The organism is Thalassobacterium maritimum (assembly GCF_031127805.1).
Lineage (GTDB): Bacteria > Verrucomicrobiota > Verrucomicrobiia > Opitutales > Coraliomargaritaceae > Thalassobacterium > Thalassobacterium maritimum.
Map to the genome: position 1 here is coordinate 60,016 of NZ_JARXHW010000008.1, position 18,017 is coordinate 78,032.

Here is an 18,017-nt window from a genome sequence, read left to right on the forward strand (position 1 = left end):
TAAGAAAGGTGACGACATGAAAGGTATGGTATTTACAAATTTCCTCGAAATGGTCGAGGAGCGCTACGGCATCGACATGGTGGACACGATTATTGATGCATCGGATTTGCCATCCAATGGTGCCTATACAGCCGTCGGCACTTACCCGCATACTGAAATGGTCAGTTTGCTCATTTCGCTGGAAAAAGAAACCGGCGTCACTGTCTCTGAGCTTTTAGTGCTCTATGGCACGTATCTTTTTGGTAAACTCGCGCAAGGCTACCCTGTGATGCTAACGGATTGCAATTGTAGCCGTGATCTATTGATTCGCCTCGACGGCGTCGTGCATGTGGAAGTCGCTAAGCTTTATCCGGACGCGGAACTTCCTCGATTTAAAACAGTGGAGCTGCCCAATGGTGATCTGGAGATGACCTACCTCTCTGATCGGCATCTTGAAGACTTAGCCGAAGGGTTGCTACGTGGCAGTCTCGTGCATTTCAAAGATCAAGCCACGATTACGAGGCACCCTCAAGCGGACGGCAGCGGCGTCGTCTTTAAAGTGTGCTATGCAGCCAACACGGACCGTTAATGGACGAAACTCAGAAGTGGGAACGCCGACTGCTACGTGAGCGCACTGCGCGACGTGAAGCGGAGCGTTTGCTCGAAGTTAAGAGCTTCGATCTATACAAAAAAACCTGTGAGCTCGATGATTTAGTCGCGCAGCAGCAGGTCACAATTGAAGAGAGGACGCACGACTTAGCACAAGCGAGTGCGCAGGCAGTCATGCTCTTCGACGCGGTCAGCCACACGGATAATGGGGTCCTCATTACAGGCCCTGATAATACTGTGATTTGGGCGAATAAAGCGACGCAGCGCATTTCAGGCTATAGCCCTGATGAGTTGATTGGTCACAAACCTGGCGACTTACTCCAAGGAGAAGAATCCTCAGAAGAAACGCGACAATACATGCGCGAAAAAATCGCTGCGAGAGAGCCCTTTGAAGTCGAGATTTTAAATTACTCGAAAAATACGAAGAAGGCTTATTGGGCGCACATACAAGCGACCCCAGTTTTCGACGAGAAGAAGTCGTTTAAGTATTTTATCGCGATTCAATCGGATATAACTGAAGCACGTAAAACTCAGCAACGGCTCGCTCAAGAGAGCTCGCGTGCGAACCAATTGGCTGAGAAAGCTGAAGAGGCAAATCTAGCAAAAACACGCTTTTTAGCGACCATGAGTCACGAACTAAGGACGCCACTCAATGGTATTATTGGCTATTCGCAGGTTTTGGAAAATGAGCGCAGCTTGGATTCGAAGCAAATTAAGCAAATCCGGATCATACGACGCAGCGGCGAACACTTACTGGCATTGATTAATGATCTGCTGGACGTCTCTAAAATCGAACAAGGCGGCCATCGCCTAAGTCCGACGCGCTTCGATTTAGAAGGCATGCTTAATAGCGTGATTGACATTGTTCAGTCAAAAGCAGACGAGAAGAATTTACAGCTGCGAAAGCTCTATCGCACGCAAGACCTCCTCGATTCTCAGGATAAAATTTACCTCATTGCCGATTCGCGCTCACTTCGGCAGGTCTTATTAAATCTGCTCGGTAATGCGATTAAGTTTACGGAGGAAGGCTCGATCTCTTTGAATGTCGAGCTGTTATCCTTAAAGTCAGATCGGGGCCGAATTCGTTTCGAAGTCACGGATACTGGGCGCGGCATTCCGCCTGATAAGCGTGAGGCATTATTTAAACCTTTTCGCCAAGTGGATGAAGCGCGCGATGTGGTCAACGGCACAGGTCTGGGCTTATATATTGCGCAAAAGTTTGTCATGTTGATGGGAGGTGAAATCCTAATCGAAAGCACAGTGCTAGAAGGTAGCTGCTTCTACTTCGAGCTCGAGTTCCCCGTGGAGATCTCCCAGGAGCCGACGGCTACGAATGGAGATTCGAACGAATACAAGGGCGATGGATTCCCAGTCGCTTACTCAGGACCGCCGAAAAAGATCTTAATCGTAGATGACGTGAAGGATAATCGTTTGCTGCTAAATGATTTATTAGAACCCGTAGGCTTTGATCTTGATGTGGCCGAAAACGGACATGAAGCGCTACGCTTGATTCGACAGAATTCATATGATTTAGTGCTCAGCGATGTAATCATGCCTTTCATGAGTGGCTACGAGCTCGTCGAGGCAGTTCGAGCCGATCCCAAGATTGCGAAAACCCCCATATTTGCGATATCAGCCAGTTTAATGCAACTGTCTACGATGGAGAAACAGCGCATGCGAAAGTTCGATAGCTTTATCGCAAAACCAGTGAATGCGAATGATTTATTTGATGCGATCCGTGCTCCGCTTAAAGTGGATTGGCTTTACTCGAATAGCGCGCGTCCTCCAAAAACAAAAACTCCTGATAATCATTCTCGAGCTAGTGAAGGGCCAAATTATTTGCAAAACCCAATTGCTGAGTTGATACAAGAACTCCTGATATTAGCGCGTGTTGGAGACGTAAAAGCCCTGCAGCAAAGTTTGCCGCAATTGCGTGAAACCGATCAGGACACAGCGATCAAAGTGGAAAACTATTTAAATAACTACAAAATGGATCAAATCATCACTGAACTCGAATCCTCACTCGGAAGGATATCACATGCATAAAACTAAACGCACGATACTATTGGTTGATGATAGTGTTCCAAATGTTGATTTACTGTTGGACCTGCTCGATGGCCTGGGGCATCGTGTACTAGTCGCTGAGAATGGCGAATCCGTGCTTCAACGGTGCCGCTTAGCGAAGCCAGATGTTATTTTCATGAATACTATTCTGCCAGGGATTGACGGGGTTGAGTGTTGTCGTCGAATCAAAGCTGAAGCAGAATTTAGACAAATCCCCGTGGTCATTATGTCAGACGACAGCGACGACGGGGAATTGCGTAGTCGTTGTTTTAAATCGGGTGCATGTGCCTTTATCACGAAACCAGTCATACGGGATGAAGTGGTTGCAATTTTAAATAATCAATTAGAGCTAATTGAATTGCGCGAGCAGGTCAAAACTTCGAACGGAGCCGAAGCACGTTCATTGGAAGAGTTTGATCTCCTCGTGGACTTTATCGCGCATGACATGAAAAGTCCAATCGTATGCATTACTGGCTTTGCAGAAGAGCTAGCGGAGCAGTTTTCAGAAGTTGAAGTCGATGCGGAATGGCATGAGTTTCTAGGCTATATACATCATTCGGCAAATGATGTTGATATTATATTAGAGGCACTGGTGCTGCTCAAAAATTTAAGGACACTAGAATGGCGAGAACCAGAACTGGTGAAACTAGAAAGCTTGTTTCAAGGGGTGCTGTCTCGCTATGAGCAGTTTGAATCTTACAAGCCGCTAGAAATGAACGCGAGCTGTAACGATTACTCTGTGATTTCTCAGCCTACCCTGCTGGAAGAACTCGTCTTTATCCTAATTCGTAATTTTGGCAATCTGATAGAGCCTGGAGAGACTTTACAATTGAACGTAGAAATCGAGAGCTCCAATAATGGGCAAATCTTGCTGCGTTTAAATGCAAATACGAGAGCAATGACCGATGTGGAATTGTCTCATATTTTAGAACCTCTACAGGGTAAAAAGCGTAAACGAGTAAAAGATGTTAGCATTCAGATGTTATGCGCTCAGAAAATCATTTCATACCTAGCGATTAATGCATGGGCAGAACATGGTCCCAAAGATTCGTTAACGGTATGCCTGAACCTAGAAAATGGAGGATGAAGTAATGATTCAAGAGTCCTCACTACATATCACTGAGTTTGCCCTCACAAATGATGTAAGCAAGGTTTCATCGATTCGCGATCGATTTGTCAATTTCCTCAGTTCGCTTGGGCTGAACGAAAGAGAGAAAGACGCTTGGAAACTGGTGTTCACTGAGCTCATTAATAATGCCATTGAACACGGCAGTGGTGCACAAGCTACTCAAAAAATTTACGCAAGGTGGTGGTCTGTAAATAATTCAGTTTGGCTGGAGACCGAAGACTCTGGTGAAGGGCCACCTCGCAAATTGATTCGCAACCCGACCCTGCCCACGGACCCTCTAGCTGAAGGTGGCCGTGGTCTCTACATCATTCAAGAGTTTGCGGATCACTTCAACCATTGGTATAGCTCATCAGGCTACATGGCTAAAGTTTGCATAGGGTATAATCGCTTAAATAACGTGCTCCCTCTTAATCCGGAAATGGATGCCATTTTGGACGAGCTTTCCGACTGCTACGAGAGCCTGTCGCTTTTTGACCGAATGGCTGCGAATCTGTTACAGGATGAGAGAATTGATCGCTTTGTGCAGTCTGCACTCAATATGTTTATGGATGCGCGAGATTATTCGGCAATCCACCTCGAACTGTATCAAGCTGAAAAAAATTCGATCTATCAATGGATCAGTTCTATCGACGCATATGGTGTATTTGGGCAAATTAACTCTGATGCGTCTGAACTCTTGCGCTTGAATGATTCCATCAATTGGTCGACCAAACGTAGTAACCACCCCTTTAGTAGTGCAGAGAAATATCCGGTCGGATGTTGTGCTCCCTTGTATGTCGGAGATGAAATTGTCGGTTTAATCGCAGTCGGATGTGAAGCGAATGACCAAATCATCTTGTCTAATGACGTACGCAATTTACGCGCCTTAGCCGATATTATCGGAGTTTCTGTCAGTCGTGCTCTTTTAGACATTGAGAAAGACGAACGGAAGCGTCTCGCAACTGAGATGCATATCGCGACTGAATTACAGCAGCAACTATTACCCATTGATAAAGAGATTTCTGAGATCCCAGGTTATGAGCTTTTTTACAGTAGCATTAGTGCGCTTGAAGTGGCAGGTGATTTTGTAGAAGTCCGTCAGAATGATGCGGGCGAATATTTAGGCTGTGTAATTGATGTGATGGGCAAAGGCGTCTCTGCAGCCATTTTAGCGGGCATTTTTCGCAGCCAATTTATCGCCTACTCTTTTCGCGGAGGCTCCCTGTCGACTTTCATTGAAGGCGTCAATCAATCGCTAGAAAGCCAACTCGGAGGTGCGACTATGTTTATCACCGCCTTTATTTTTAAGATCAACCCCGAGTCACATGAGATCACCTATGCAGCAGCAGGACATCCTCCCGCCCTACTCTTTCGTGGCGATGGTGCACTCCAGGAGCTCGTCTCTACCGGCCCTCCAATGGGACTATTTCCAGAGATCGAGTATGGGCAAACTCAGATCCAAATGTCAGCGGGCGATCGACTCATCGCCGTCACCGACGGGCTCTATGAGTGGACTGAGGGGGAAGATATCTTTGGCTGGGAAGCTATGGTTAAGTGGTTTACAGACAATCAACATTTGGACTCCAAAACACTCTGGAGTCAGCTGCAAAGTAAGATGCTGCAAGCGCGCGTCTCTCAGTCCATTGAGCAAGAGGATGATGAAACACTCTTAATTTTAACACGCAAATAATATGAAAAAGGTTTTAGTAGTCGATGATGACATCGTAATGTTCCGTCTCTTCCAGGTGCAGGTAAAGCGAGCGGGCTGTGATGGTTATTTCTTTTGCGACGCTCAATCGGCTTTGGAACAGTTGCAAGATATACAGCCGGATTTAGCTGTACTAGATTACAATCTACCAGATCTAGACGGTGCGGAACTCTACAAACGCATTCGCAGCACTGCCGGATTGGAGAGTATTCCCATTGTTTTCGTGACTGGTTCGGTGCAGGATGAGGACTTAAAAGCCATCGAATCACTGGGAGCCGACGCTGTGCTTTCAAAGCCTTTCAGCCCAAGGATCCTACAAAATCTGATTAAGAAGTTACTCAACATTGGATGAAGAAAAAGACGCTCCACCTCTTTATATTTGCAGATGCACTCGGCTGGGAGCTAGTGCAGCACTATGGCATCCTCAAGAAAGTGACTCCCCAGCAGAAGAAATGCGAAACACTGTTCGGATATTCCGCAACATGCGACCCGACCATTCTCACTGGTGCTTCGCCCCGTGAGCACGGGCATTTTTCTTTTTTTGTTAAGTGTGATCCAAAGCGCTCTCCCTTTAAGTTGATGCGCTTTTTTAAGTGGATTCCTGACCGAATCGGAGGTTATCATAAAATTCGCAATCGGCTCAGTCGTTACTTCTCTAAGTCAAAAGGCTACACTGGCTACTTTCAGCTCTACAGCGTGCCTTTTCGCTTTTTGCCTTGGCTGGACTACACCGAAAAGCAGGACATCTATGAACCAGGCGGTATTATCGGTGGGCAGCCTACCATTTTTGAAACCTGGAAACAGTCAGGCAAAGTCTGGCACCGTTCGAACTGGCGCAATGGCGACGCGGCCAACTATGCCGAAATGGAGGCACTGATTCGCAAGGGCGAAGTTGAGCTCGCCTACCTTTTTACCGCAGGCCTGGATGCGGCCATGCACCGCTATGGGCCTTGGTCTCCGCAGGCCAAAGCTGCCTTTTTAGAATTTGAGCAAAAAGTTGAATCACTGGAAGCCTTGGCCAAGGAGCATTACGATGAAGTCCGGATCGCGATCTTCAGTGACCACGGTATGACAGAGGTCACGCAGAACTCTGATTTACGTCGTCGCTGCGAAGCACTACCGCTCAAGTATGGTGTAGATTATATCGCCGTCTGGGACTCCACAATGGCTCGTTTTTGGTTTTCGACCGATGTCGCACGCGAACAAATTACCGCACTGCTGCAGCAGGCCAATGAAGGTGCCATCGTCAGCGATGAGCAACTCGCAGATTGGCGCTGCGACTTTGCCGACCAGCGCTATGGTGAACTATTTTATTTACTGAAGCCGGGCATCCTATTTGTGCCCTCCTTTCTAAACATGAGCCATGTGCCTGGAATGCACGGCTACTCTCCCGATGATAAAGATAGTGCGGCCTCTTGGCTCGCTAACTTCGAAAGCAAACACCCCGTCAACCGCCTAGAGGATATCTATGCGGTGATGCAAGCCGCCGCGCTCGATTAAATGCCTAAGCCCGCACCTCATTACATTGCAGGTCATAAAAAACCTGATACCGATTCGGCTGTGGCCGCCGAGGTATTGGCTTGGTTATATCGTGCCAATGCTGCAGAGTTTAAAAATGCGATTCCCGTCTGCCTAGGTCCCCTCAATCGCCAAACACGCTGGCTCTTCAAACAAGCTGGAATCAAGCCTCCCGAAAAGCGTGATAGTTGTCTCTACACCGCCGAGGAAATTGCCCGCCCCGTGCCTTGTATCTTTCAAGATGCCCCACTGCGCGAAGCCTTAGAGACCATGCAGCGTAGCTTTAGTGACTTTGTGGTAGTCGTCGATGAGTCAAAGCAGCCTTTGGGCATTGTGAGTGATCGTACACCGCGCACGAATTATCTATTGCAGTGTAATATTGAAGACCTCATCGGCACTCTACTTGACTTTGAGCACATCATCAAAGGCTTATCGCTCGCGAGGTTAAACGCTGTTGAGTTACTTGAAGTGCAACGCTTGGAGGTCCCCTTGCATCGACATAGTATTACTGGTAATTGGGACCCACATACAGCCATTGTAATCGGTGATCGAGATCTATTATTAGAGGATATCGCAAAGAACCCGCCTGCCGCGGTGATCCTGACTGGCGTCTCCGACGAGCGGGCTAAAGCGATCACTCAGCGACTCTCCTGTCCGGTCTTCCTCTATCGTGGCTCAGTCATCAGCATGATGACGCGCCTACCAGGCTGCTTTCCCTGTTCTGAGGCGATGATCGAAGATTTCGCATCCGTCGATAGCCAGATGCGAGAGGACGAGATTTCGAGAGCAATCAAAAACGCTTCTGCGGGCCTATTGGTAATCGATTCTAAAAATCGCGTAATCGGCAGCATCGCCCCCATCGACTTGCTAAAGCTCAAACGTCCTAAGTTAAGCTTAGTCGATCACAGTGAGCGTGGGCAGGCGATTCACGGGCTGGCCGATGCAGAGATTGTAGAAATCATCGACCACCACCGACTCGGTGATGTGGAAACCATTTCTCCCCTCAGTATCGATGTCCGCCCGCTGGGATCCACTGCTTCGATCTTATATGAACGAATTAAAGAGGCTGGACATGAGATTCCACAAGAGATTGCAAAACTCCTGCTGGGGGCACTCATCGCCGATACACTCTTGCTGACTTCACCGACGTGCACCGTGTCCGATAAAGCGCGCGCGGCGGATCTCGCGAGCTTGGCCAGTGTGGATCTAGAAAACTTCGGAATCGAAGTGCTGCGCCAAAACGATGAACTAGCCGATGCCAGCGCCGAGTCGCTGGTCAGTCGCGATTGCAAGCCTTTCAATTACGAAGGCGTGCATTTTCTTGCGGCACAAGTTGAGACCGTTGACATAGCGATTTTGACTAGGGAACGCGCAGCAGAGCTTAGCCAAGCCTTCGAAACCAGAGTCAAACTGGAGGGCGCAGCCTTTGGTGCGTTGATGGTGACCGATGTCTTGCAGAGCCGGAGCCGCATCATTATAGTGAGCGAAGATGTGCGTTGGCTAGATGCCCATCTACCATCAGAACTGCGTCAAAGTGGCCAAGATTGGTTCATCGAAAATTTCGTCTCACGAAAAAAACAACTCATCCCTCTCCTCTTAACCAATATCCGACACGCGCAGTAAGCCATCACTATGTCCGCACAGCCAAACAACCGTATATTACATATACCTCGTCGCTTCAGTCAGGACGAATGGGGCGGCACCGAAGCCGTGATTACGAATCTATGCACAGCGCAATTGGAAATCGGGATGCGCCCTGAAATCCATACCTCCCTTGCTTTATCCGATACAACACAGGAAGACTTCAGGGGCTTTCCGATATATCGTTACAATTACTGCTACCCCTTTTGGGGGCTGAGTGCTGATGAAAAACATCAACTCGACAAAAAAGGGGGCAACCTACTCTCATGGCCACTCTACCGGGCGCTGCGCCGTGCATCTGATGTGCGCATCTTTCATGCACACGTAACCAAGCGCACCGGCGCCTCAGTACTGAAGGCGGCCAAACTGGCTAGACGACCTTGTGTGGTCACACTGCATGGCAACATGTTTGACGTACCTAAGGCAGAAGCCGAGGAGCTCGTCGCTTCACAGCAAGGGCACTTCGAATGGGGCCGCATCTTCGGAGCCTACTTCGGAAGTCGCGCCATGCTAGATGAGGTCGATGCAATTCTCTGTGTCGGTTACTCCGAATATGAAAAAGTAAAGCAGGCGCTTGGCGAGGACCGTGTATATTTTCTGCCCAATGGAGTGCACCCTGAGCGCTTTGAAGCTAACGACACTGAGCGGTCACAAGCTCGTGCAGAACTGGGCTTTGAGCCAGATAGCTTTATCTACGGTTGCATCTCACGCCTAGACCCTCAAAAGAATCAATTGCTTTTAATCGAAGCCTTTGCTGCGCTCGCAAAACAAAATCCCAAGGCTGGATTATTGATATGCGGCCCCATGACAAATGCTGCGTACGCTGCGAAACTTGAGGCCGCTGCCAAAGCCTCTGGCGTTGCTGAGCGGATACGTATTTTGCCACCTGTGACTCCAGACACTGATGAACATCGTTTGCGCTTTGCGGCCTTAGACTGCTTTGTGCTTCCTTCGCGTCATGAGCCCTTCGGTATTGTAGTCCTCGAGGCCTGGGCAGCAGGAAAGCCAGTGATCGCTGCCGATGTCGGTGGACTGGGACGCTTAGTGGCACACAAAGAGACTGGTTTGAAATTCGAAAGCGGCGACGTCGAAGCTTTGACGACTTACATGCAGCAAATCTCCACGGAGCCTGAATGCCGCCATGCGCTTACTCAGGCCGCACAGGCTGAAGTCAGGCGCAGCTACACGTGGCCGCAAATTGCACAGCAACTCGAAACGATTTATCAACAAGTCGAAGCCAAATACCAATGAAGCCCATTCCCGATAGCATTACTCTAGTCATGCGCTCCTACAACGAGGCATGGGCCATTGAAGATACCTTAAAGGCGGTCTTCTCGCAAGATTACGCGGGCGAAATCGAACTCATCGTAATCGATAGTGGATCTACGGATGGCTCACACGAAATCATTCAATCCTATCAGCCTAAAGAATTCATTATCTTAGAGCCTGGCAGCTATGTGCCAGGCAAAGTGCTCAATCAAGGTTTTCAACTGGCCAGTCATGAATGGGTGGTCTTTCTCAACTCTGATGCCACACCGAAGGATGATCAATGGCTCCAGCAATTGCTACAGGCAGCGGTCAATACGCCCAAACTCGGAGCGGCTTTCAGTCGGCAAGTCGCGCGCGACGATTGTGAGGCTGTCTTTGCGCATGATTATGATCGCTGCTTTGGTCCGAAACGTGAATCCGACCAATGGGAGCATTTCTTTAGTATGGTCAGTTGTGTCGCTCAAAAATCAGTCTGGCAGCAATATCCTCTACGCGAGGATCTGCAATATGCAGAAGACGATGAGTGGACCCGTCGTATGAAGGAAGCGGGCTACGCCACGCGATTAGTGGTAGAATCAGTCGTCATACACTCGCATAATTATACGCCTGAGCAATCCTACAAACGCGCCAAGGGGGATGCTATTGCAGTCGCCCAAGCGGGTAATGTGCCCTCGATGAGTCTGACATGGTTTGCCGGAGTCTTCCTACCTACGCTTAAAGATAGTATAAAAGACTTTCAATATTGCCTCCAGCGGCATCGCTTGCGTGAAGTGCCACACGCCTTTCGTGTGCGCTATCAGCAACGCAGAGGCCGTATTGATGGCTATAAGGAAGGTCTACGAAATGGATGAGATCACTGCAGTCATTCGCTACAAAGATTCAGCCAGCACACTGCCCGAAGTGCTCGACAGTTTGAAGCGGCAAACACGCCCCGTCGATCGTATCGTAGCGGTGGATACCGGCAGTCGCGACGATTCTACACGTATACTTACTGAAGCTGGCGCAAAAATTATAAAATGGGAGCAGCCCTACCATCACTCAAGGGTCACAAATTTCGGAATTTCCCATTGCGATACGCCTTATGTGCTTTGCTTGAGCTCCCATACCGCGATGAATGAGCCGGACATTGTTGCTAATTTACTTGAATCGATGTCAGATCCGCGGGTGGCAGCTTCCAGCATATGTTGGGACGATGACAGCTTCTATACAAATAAGATAGACCATCATGAGATCTTACAAAAAGGCCTCAAATTAGGCTCCATTTATACGAATAGCCTCGGACTCCTCCGTAAGACTCTGTGGGAACAGCACGCTTTTGATGAGTCCATCAACGGGGTCGAAGACTACGAATGGGCGATCCACCAACTACAGGCCGGCTATAAAATACATCGTCTACAAGCCAAAATCAGTTATCAACGCAAGGGCCACAATCGCATCATGCGGGGCACCGCACGCGTCTTTTGTATCGCTCATCGCTATCAACTAAAAGTCACTTGGCTGGGCTACAAAGCAACCGCACAAGCACTCATAAAGCACTTGCCTGGTAAGCTAAAAGGTCAGGACGAGGCAGTCGAAAGATTTGATTATCATGCCCGCCGCCTGATGGGCTCGCTATTCTGGCGCTTTATTGATTTAAACATTAACTAGTCCCTGCTTATGAATATCCTAGTTATCTCCAATCTCTATCCGCCTCATGGTATTGGCGGCTATGAAGAGCGCTGTATGCAAACTGTCAACGCACTCCGCTCACGCGGGCATACGGTTCATGTATTAACCTCAGACCACTCCGTGGAGGGGCGTGATGCCAGCGGTGAGAAGGCTATTTTTCGCCGTTTAAAGGTGCATGGTTTTTATGGGCACCCTTGGTTGCCGATCCATCAGCTCTACCCTCTGGAGCAGGCCAACCAAAAAGCCATGCAGGCATTGATTGAGGAGCTACAGCCCGATGTCGTGCATGTTTGGAATATGGGAGGCATTAGTAAATCTCTATTGCACACATTGGAGCAAGCGAAGCGTCCGGTAGTTTATGACATCTCCGACCACTGGATCGCACGTAGTTTAAAAGCCGATGTATGGCTTTCCTGGTGGAACGATTCAGGCTCAATCATGCGTAAAACTTTGCGCAGCGTTGCTACAATCACTGGATTACGTAAGGCTATAAGTGCTAAAGTACCCACGGCTTCGGTACGCTCCTTGCAGTTTAAACACATATACTTCTGTAGTCGCTACATGCGCGACACCACCGCCCAACAAGGCTACCCAGTCTCGCATGGAAAAATCGCCTATTGCGGTGTCGAAGCCGAGCGCTTTCTTCGTAAGACTGAATACACGCCTGCACGCAAATTCCTCTGGGTTGGGCGATTAGCAGAGGACAAAGATCCAATGACTGCCCTAAAGGGCTTCTTACGCGCACGGCAAAGCTGTGATGAAGCACTCACGCTCGATATCTACGGTCGGGGGGAAGCGGAATTTGTCGCTAGCTTAAAGCACGAGATTACCAAAGCAAAGGCGGAGGAATTTGTAAAATTGAAGTCGGCCACGCATGACGAAATGCGCGGTCTGTACGCTCAGTACGATGCCTATATTTTTTCCAGCAACTGGGGGGAGCCCTTCGCATTGACACCACTGGAAGCAATGTCAGCAGGCCTCCCGGTCATCATGTGCCCCGACGGGGGCGACGCAGAACTCTTACACGACGGTGATAATGCTCTGAAATTTTCGGCCGCCTCGCCAAGCTCACTTGCAGGAGCCATCATGCGCCTCTTAGAATTGCCTGATAACGGAAAAAACATGAGCCGCATTGCACTGCAACTAGTCGAAGAACGTTTCACAGTAGAAGTCATGACAGATACGATCGAGGGCATACTAAAGCGTGCCGTTGAGCTAAGACATGATTGACATCATAAAAGCAGTCATCCTTTTCGGAGGCTACTTCATCGTGGCTCCTCTGGCCGGCTTAATACTGTCAAAAGCACGTCGTTTAGAGGATTTCGCGATGTATGTGCTGCTCTTCTTATTGGGGCTAAAAATCGACACTACGGTGCTCATGCTAGGCTCGATAGAATGGTATCGTGGCGTAACTAAAGGCTATGAGTTTACGATGATGGAGGTCGTTGCCATTAGCTTGATCTTCTCGAGTTTATTTAATTCCAAACGTAAGTTCATCTGGCTCCCGACGGGCACTATACTGTGGTTTCTATATGTGGGCGCCAGTAGCCTCTCCATTTTTAGCGCTCTGGAGATCAACTATGTCTGTATGAGTTTACTGAAGCATATCAAGGTTTGGTTGATCGTGTATGCACTCGCTAACTACGTGCGCAGCCGACGCGAAGCACATGTTGTGCTCTCAGGCATTACTGTGATGCTAATGTATCAGTTTGTGATCGTGGCCAAGATGAAATGGATCGATGGATTTTATCAAGTCAGGGGCCTGTTCGAGCACCAAAATCCCCTCGCAATGTTTACCTACATGGCGGCGCTTCCACTTCTGGCTGCATCTATGTCACCTGCAGTCAGTAAGGCCCGAGGCCTCTTTTATTTCACCGCCTATGCCTGCTCTAGCATCATTGTAATCGCCTCGCTCTCACGTGCCGCACTCGCTTTTTTTGCCATGGGGTCTATTGCTATTGTTGCAGTCGGTTTCTTTGATCGAATTTCGGTACGCCGCATGCTGACTGTAAGTATGATGGCTTTGGGAGGCAGTCTGGTGTTAGCCATGACAGCAGATACAATTATCGCGCGCTTTAACGATGAGGGCAATGACACCAGTGGTGAGACGCGCGACATGATGAACCTCGCATCGAAAGCCATGGTGACCGATAAGCCTTTCGGCGTCGGTTGGAATAATTTTGGCAAAGCAATTAACCACCCCTACCCGTATGGGGATGTGATAGACGATTGGAATCGCGACCGCGGGCAAAAGGTCGACTACGACTATGCTAAAGGCGTAGTCGAGAGTCACTATTGGCTATTAAAAGCGGAAACAGGATGGTTGAGCTACCTGACATATATGCTGTTTATCATTGTAGTGACTGGGCGAGCGATTCCCTTGATCATCTTCAGACGTGGTAGTTTAGAGGCAGCCATCGCGGTTGGAATTTTAGTTGGTTTTGGTATCACTTATGTTCACAGCAGCTTAGAACGAGTGTTGACCCAAACCAAGAACTTGGCGCTCTGGATGACCTACATCGGACTACTCGGTGCGATACTCCGATTTCCCAAGGCGAATACTATCAAATCTCAAAATTCTCCTTCCAAGAAAACTGAATGAAATCGCAGCTCATCCTTATTTCTGGTCCGTCCAGTTCTGGTAAATCAACACTCGCGCAGGCAGTCTACCACTCGCTTGACAAAAAGCGAACCCGCTTACTGGCCCTCGACAATTACTACCGCGACCTACGACACCTAAGTCCAGCTGAACGGGCACAACGTAACTTCGATGAGCCTAATGCTTGGGAAAGTGAGCGTCTACTCCGAGAGATGCAACACCTCATCGCGGGGCATCACATTCACATGCCACGATATGATTTTAACACACATTTACGCGTAGATTCGACGCAGATCATTGAACCGGCTCCTCTTATTATCGCTGAAGGCATTTTTGCACTCTGCTACCCTGCCCTCAATGAGATTGCGACACTACGGATTTTCGTAGATATAGATGATGAGCTCGCACTTCAGCGGCGACTCGAACGCGACATCAGTGCGCGGGGACGTACTCAAGAGTGTATTACCCAGCAGTTCAACGCAACCGTGCGCCCCGCGAATAGAAAGCACATTCGCCCCTGCTGCCGAAACGCACATCTGGTATTAAATGGCTGTGAATCAACTGTAAGCCAATTGAAATTGATACAAGAATACTTGCACCAGATCCGAACATAAATCAGCAAACATCCACTGATTTCTAACGATTTCCGTCTATTTTTTTTACTTGTCGTTAACAAATAGAGAAATATTGATCTTTACTATTAGACTCACTTTCAGTCAGTGCGGTCGTCAATTCATACTGGTCGCTCAGGAGGGCGATGACTCCGATGAGAATAAGTCTTCTAAACATCATACGCATAACGTCTCTAATTTGTCTAGTAGCCGGCTTCATTCTCACTCCTAAATTGGCAGCGTCCTTACTCTCCAGCGACGGGGTCTTAGAATCTCACACCGTGACCGAAATTCAGGTTTGGCGCTTCTTAGCTGTAGTGTGTGGGCTGACACTTCTATTCGCTTCTCTTGTTTGGAACTGGATGCGTCAATCGGAGCTACGATTGGCGATTGAGTCTGATTATGCAAACTGGAGTGATCCTTTAAAGCAGCTGAATTCTCAAGATCGAAAATGGATGCGTGCAGCAACGCTTGCACTTTGGGCAGCTGTCGGCCTGGTGTTACTCACCATATATATTAGTTTCCACTATGCAGACACGAGCTGGTTTTCAATACTGGCGTGGGAGAATGGCGTCATCGAAAGCATTCAAGCAGGCTGCTTGTTAGTCGCAGGTGTCCTACTGATGCCCATGGCGTTAAGGGATTGGCGTAGAGACGGTAAGTTTTTTAGTGCGATTGGTTTGTTTTTTGGCTTTTTACTGATTGTCGCAGCCGGTGAGGAGATTAGCTGGGGGCAGCATTGGATCGGCTTCGAGACTCCAGAGGCACTGATGGAAACCAATGTTCAAGGAGAATTCAATTTTCACAATATCGGCAGCTATTGGATCAATAATTTACTGACACTGTTTTTCTTAGCTTATTTTGGCATTCGTCCGGTTTTCGAGCACTTTTACCCTCAGCTACGATACGTACTGGATCGCATGTCGATGCCAGCCGCCCCTTTACTACTGGTGCCCGTCGCTTTTGTGAGTGTCTTACTCGATGACAATGATGTTATTATGGGCTTTTGGCAGCATCCTGCATGGCGCTTGAGCGAGGGGCGCGAACTCTTATTTGGAGTCAGTATGCTCGTGGTCACTTTACTGATGCGTCGTTACCGCAGTCACCAAGCAAGCAGCTAATTCGTTATGAATTAAGAGTGCTCCAAACCAACTAAAGCCACTCAAGCAGGGCCTGGTTAAAATTCTGCTGAAAGTCGGCCACACTGTGCCTCTGCCAAATACGCGCTTTAAGTGATTCCAGCTCGATCTCGTCTGCATGGCGCACCGCCTGCATCGCATTGATTCCGCCAGCAAGATCGCGATAAGCGAAACGCCATGCTGCTGGTAACCAATCGCACATACCATCGCGATCGGTCGCCACTACAGGCACAAAATTCGCCAGTGCCTCAAGCATTGCCAGTGGCACCCCTTCATAGCGTGAGGGCATAAGCAGTGCATCTATGGCAGCGTAGAGCGAAGCGGGCTCATTCGTCCAAGGCAGACAATGGACGTTTGGATAGGGGGCGGTCAGTTCTCTTAGTGCGCTTTCGTCGGGGCCACTGCCAAGAAAAACTAAATGCTCGTCAACGTGTTCTTGCTTACGTTTCAGAAACAAATCTAGAGCACAGTCCTGCCCTTTCTGTTTGAATTCAATACGCCCAATCTGTCCCCAAATAAAGGCGTCGATTGGTAATTCGAATTGTCGGCGAGCTTCGGACTTGGTTGGCAGGTTCAAAAATGGCTCCAGCGGTATGCCATTTTCTACAATTTGAATACGTCCTTGTGCCCCATAGGCAACTAGCATGTCGCCTAAGGTTTTAGAGATAGTAATAAACCCGTCGGGTACCGAATATAGACTACGACAGCTCCAGTCCCGCAGATGCCCTAGCTTAGCCCCCATTTCAGCGTGACGATGCGGCACTGGAATATAACTGAGCAGTGGACATGGTAATTTACCTTGTAAGCGAAATATTGAACAGCACTGCTCAATATTCCCTTGGATGACAAGAATGAGGTCTGGTTTAAAGGACGAAATTTGTTGAGCCAATCCGCGCAAAGCCGCCCCTTCGGCATAGCGTCGCAATGCTTGAAACTTACGACTCCGTGTGTGCGCAAGCGCAATGTCGAAAAGCGCATTTTGATACTTGCTTTGGATCGATTCAAGCCGTTCGCGGTTCTTATGATTGTCGGGATGCAGTAAGCTCAGGACCTCCCATTGTTCTGAAGCAACGATACCTTCCATCGCATAGGCGGCCATCACTTGATGCCCACCAAAGTCAGGGTTATCGTCAATCACCAATAAGCGTGGTAAACTCATGCTTCTATTTGATAGCGTTTAATTAAATTATAGATCGTTTTTTCACTGACACCTAATTGCAAGGCAGTGGCTGCACGCTTGCCATCGTTATCAATTAAAGCGAGGCGCACGGCCTCCCGCTCAATTTCTGCGAGCGTGCGCCCTGACCAGGGATTTTCGCGCACATGACTGTCTTGGGGCGTCTCAGCGCTCGCAAATAAAGGTAAGTGTTCCGGCAATACAGTCTCTTCGGGGTCCACTAAGGCCGCAACACGCAGCATCACATTACGCAGTTCTCGAATATTGCCCGGCCAGTCATATTTCAGTAATTGATCGAGCGCGACATCTGAAAATTGGGGCAAGGCTTCTTCACCCATTGCATCGGCCAAAAACTTAACAGCGAGCACTGGGATCATTTCGCGACGATCACACAGAGCCGGTAATTCAATTTCAAATACATTAATTCTAAAATACAAATCTTGCCGGAACTGCTTTGCCAACATCGCCTCTTTTAACTCTTGATTCGTCGCTGACATCAAGCGGACATTCACTTTAACAGACTCCGTGCTACCGACCGGGAAGAAACTCTGGTTTTGTAAAAAAAGCAATAGTTTGGGTTGTAACTCCATCGGCATTTCTCCGATCTCATCTAGAAACAAAGTGCCGCCGTCCGCCATTTCGAACAATCCTTTTTTATCTTTGAAAGCACCCGAAAAGGCACCTTTGCGATAGCCAAAGAGTTCCGACTCCAAGAGTGGAGCTGGAATACTAGCACAACTAATTTCAACAAAGGCAGCCTCACTACGTCCGCTGCACTCGTGCATACATTTTGCTAAACGGCTTTTGCCTGTCCCCGAAGGGCCAGTCAATAAGAGTGAATGCTCACTCGCAGCGATGCGTACTAACTGCTTGCGCAATTTAGCAAAGCGAGCACCGGGCAGCTCTTGTTCGAAGCGTTGCATAGAA

At 48.6% G+C, this 18,017-nt stretch carries 16 protein-coding genes; 14 read left to right on the plus strand and 2 right to left on the minus strand.

The features are described from left to right. Positions 1–25 precede the first annotated feature (25 nt). The 14 genes from QEH52_RS05305 to QEH52_RS05370 all read left to right on the plus strand — a co-directional run bounded on the left by QEH52_RS05305 (position 26) and on the right by QEH52_RS05370 (position 15,895). Positions 26–568 carry a heme NO-binding domain-containing protein gene (locus QEH52_RS05305; RefSeq protein ID WP_308949053.1) on the plus strand — a complete coding sequence of 181 codons (543 nt, stop codon included), beginning with the start codon at positions 26–28 and terminating at the stop codon, positions 566–568. Then, a complete protein-coding gene (locus QEH52_RS05310) occupies positions 568–2,634 on the plus strand; it encodes an ATP-binding protein (protein ID WP_308949054.1) in 2,067 nt (688 codons plus the stop codon). The genes QEH52_RS05305 and QEH52_RS05310 overlap by 1 nt, the downstream gene beginning before the upstream one ends. Next, a complete protein-coding gene (locus QEH52_RS05315; RefSeq protein WP_308949055.1) occupies positions 2,627–3,739 on the plus strand; it encodes an ATP-binding response regulator in 1,113 nt (370 codons plus the stop codon). The genes QEH52_RS05310 and QEH52_RS05315 overlap by 8 nt, the downstream gene beginning before the upstream one ends. Further along, complete coding sequence (locus QEH52_RS05320; RefSeq protein WP_308949056.1) at positions 3,729–5,450, plus strand: SpoIIE family protein phosphatase; 1,722 nt, start codon at positions 3,729–3,731, stop codon at positions 5,448–5,450. The genes QEH52_RS05315 and QEH52_RS05320 overlap by 11 nt, the downstream gene beginning before the upstream one ends. Position 5,451: 1 nt before the next feature. Next, positions 5,452–5,820, plus strand: coding sequence for a response regulator (locus QEH52_RS05325; protein ID WP_308949057.1), 369 nt, complete (start codon positions 5,452–5,454; stop codon positions 5,818–5,820). After that, the gene (locus QEH52_RS05330) at positions 5,817–6,968 is read left to right on the plus strand and encodes an alkaline phosphatase family protein (protein ID WP_308949058.1); all 1,152 of its coding nucleotides are present in this window, start codon (positions 5,817–5,819) and stop codon (positions 6,966–6,968) included. The genes QEH52_RS05325 and QEH52_RS05330 overlap by 4 nt, the downstream gene beginning before the upstream one ends. Then, entirely contained in the window at positions 6,969–8,609 is a 1,641-nt protein-coding gene (locus QEH52_RS05335) for a DHHA2 domain-containing protein (protein ID WP_308949059.1), read from the plus strand. 9 nt (positions 8,610–8,618) lie between these two features. Continuing rightward, complete coding sequence (locus QEH52_RS05340) at positions 8,619–9,878, plus strand: glycosyltransferase family 4 protein (protein WP_308949060.1); 1,260 nt, start codon at positions 8,619–8,621, stop codon at positions 9,876–9,878. Next, positions 9,875–10,747 (plus strand): glycosyltransferase family 2 protein, encoded by an 873-nt coding sequence (locus QEH52_RS05345; protein WP_308949061.1) that lies wholly within the window; start codon positions 9,875–9,877, stop codon positions 10,745–10,747. Before QEH52_RS05340 ends, QEH52_RS05345 begins: the two co-directional genes overlap by 4 nt. Continuing rightward, a complete protein-coding gene (locus QEH52_RS05350) occupies positions 10,716–11,543 on the plus strand; it encodes a glycosyltransferase family 2 protein (protein WP_308949062.1) in 828 nt (275 codons plus the stop codon). Before QEH52_RS05345 ends, QEH52_RS05350 begins: the two co-directional genes overlap by 32 nt. 9 nt (positions 11,544–11,552) lie before the next feature. After that, on the plus strand, positions 11,553–12,794 hold the full coding sequence (locus QEH52_RS05355; RefSeq protein ID WP_308949063.1) for a glycosyltransferase family 4 protein: 1,242 nt from the start codon (positions 11,553–11,555) through the stop codon (positions 12,792–12,794). Beyond that, positions 12,787–14,166 (plus strand): O-antigen ligase family protein, encoded by a 1,380-nt coding sequence (locus QEH52_RS05360; protein WP_308949064.1) that lies wholly within the window; start codon positions 12,787–12,789, stop codon positions 14,164–14,166. Before QEH52_RS05355 ends, QEH52_RS05360 begins: the two co-directional genes overlap by 8 nt. Then, positions 14,163–14,777, plus strand: a complete 615-nt coding sequence (udk, locus tag QEH52_RS05365) for a uridine kinase (protein WP_308949065.1) — start codon at positions 14,163–14,165, stop codon at positions 14,775–14,777. The genes QEH52_RS05360 and udk overlap by 4 nt, the downstream gene beginning before the upstream one ends. Positions 14,778–15,007: 230 nt before the next feature. Beyond that, positions 15,008–15,895 (plus strand): hypothetical protein, encoded by an 888-nt coding sequence (locus tag QEH52_RS05370; RefSeq protein WP_308949066.1) that lies wholly within the window; start codon positions 15,008–15,010, stop codon positions 15,893–15,895. Positions 15,896–15,926: 31 nt separating this feature from the next. Here the strand turns inward: QEH52_RS05370 and QEH52_RS05375 are convergent, their stop codons facing one another. Both QEH52_RS05375 and QEH52_RS05380 read right to left on the minus strand, forming a co-directional pair. Further along, the gene (locus QEH52_RS05375; RefSeq protein ID WP_308949067.1) at positions 15,927–17,072 is read right to left on the minus strand and encodes a glycosyltransferase family 4 protein; all 1,146 of its coding nucleotides are present in this window, start codon (positions 17,070–17,072) and stop codon (positions 15,927–15,929) included. Continuing rightward, on the minus strand, positions 17,069–18,013 hold the full coding sequence (locus QEH52_RS05380; RefSeq protein WP_308949068.1) for a sigma-54 interaction domain-containing protein: 945 nt from the start codon (positions 18,011–18,013) through the stop codon (positions 17,069–17,071). The genes QEH52_RS05375 and QEH52_RS05380 overlap by 4 nt, the downstream gene beginning before the upstream one ends. Positions 18,014–18,017 lie beyond the last annotated feature (4 nt).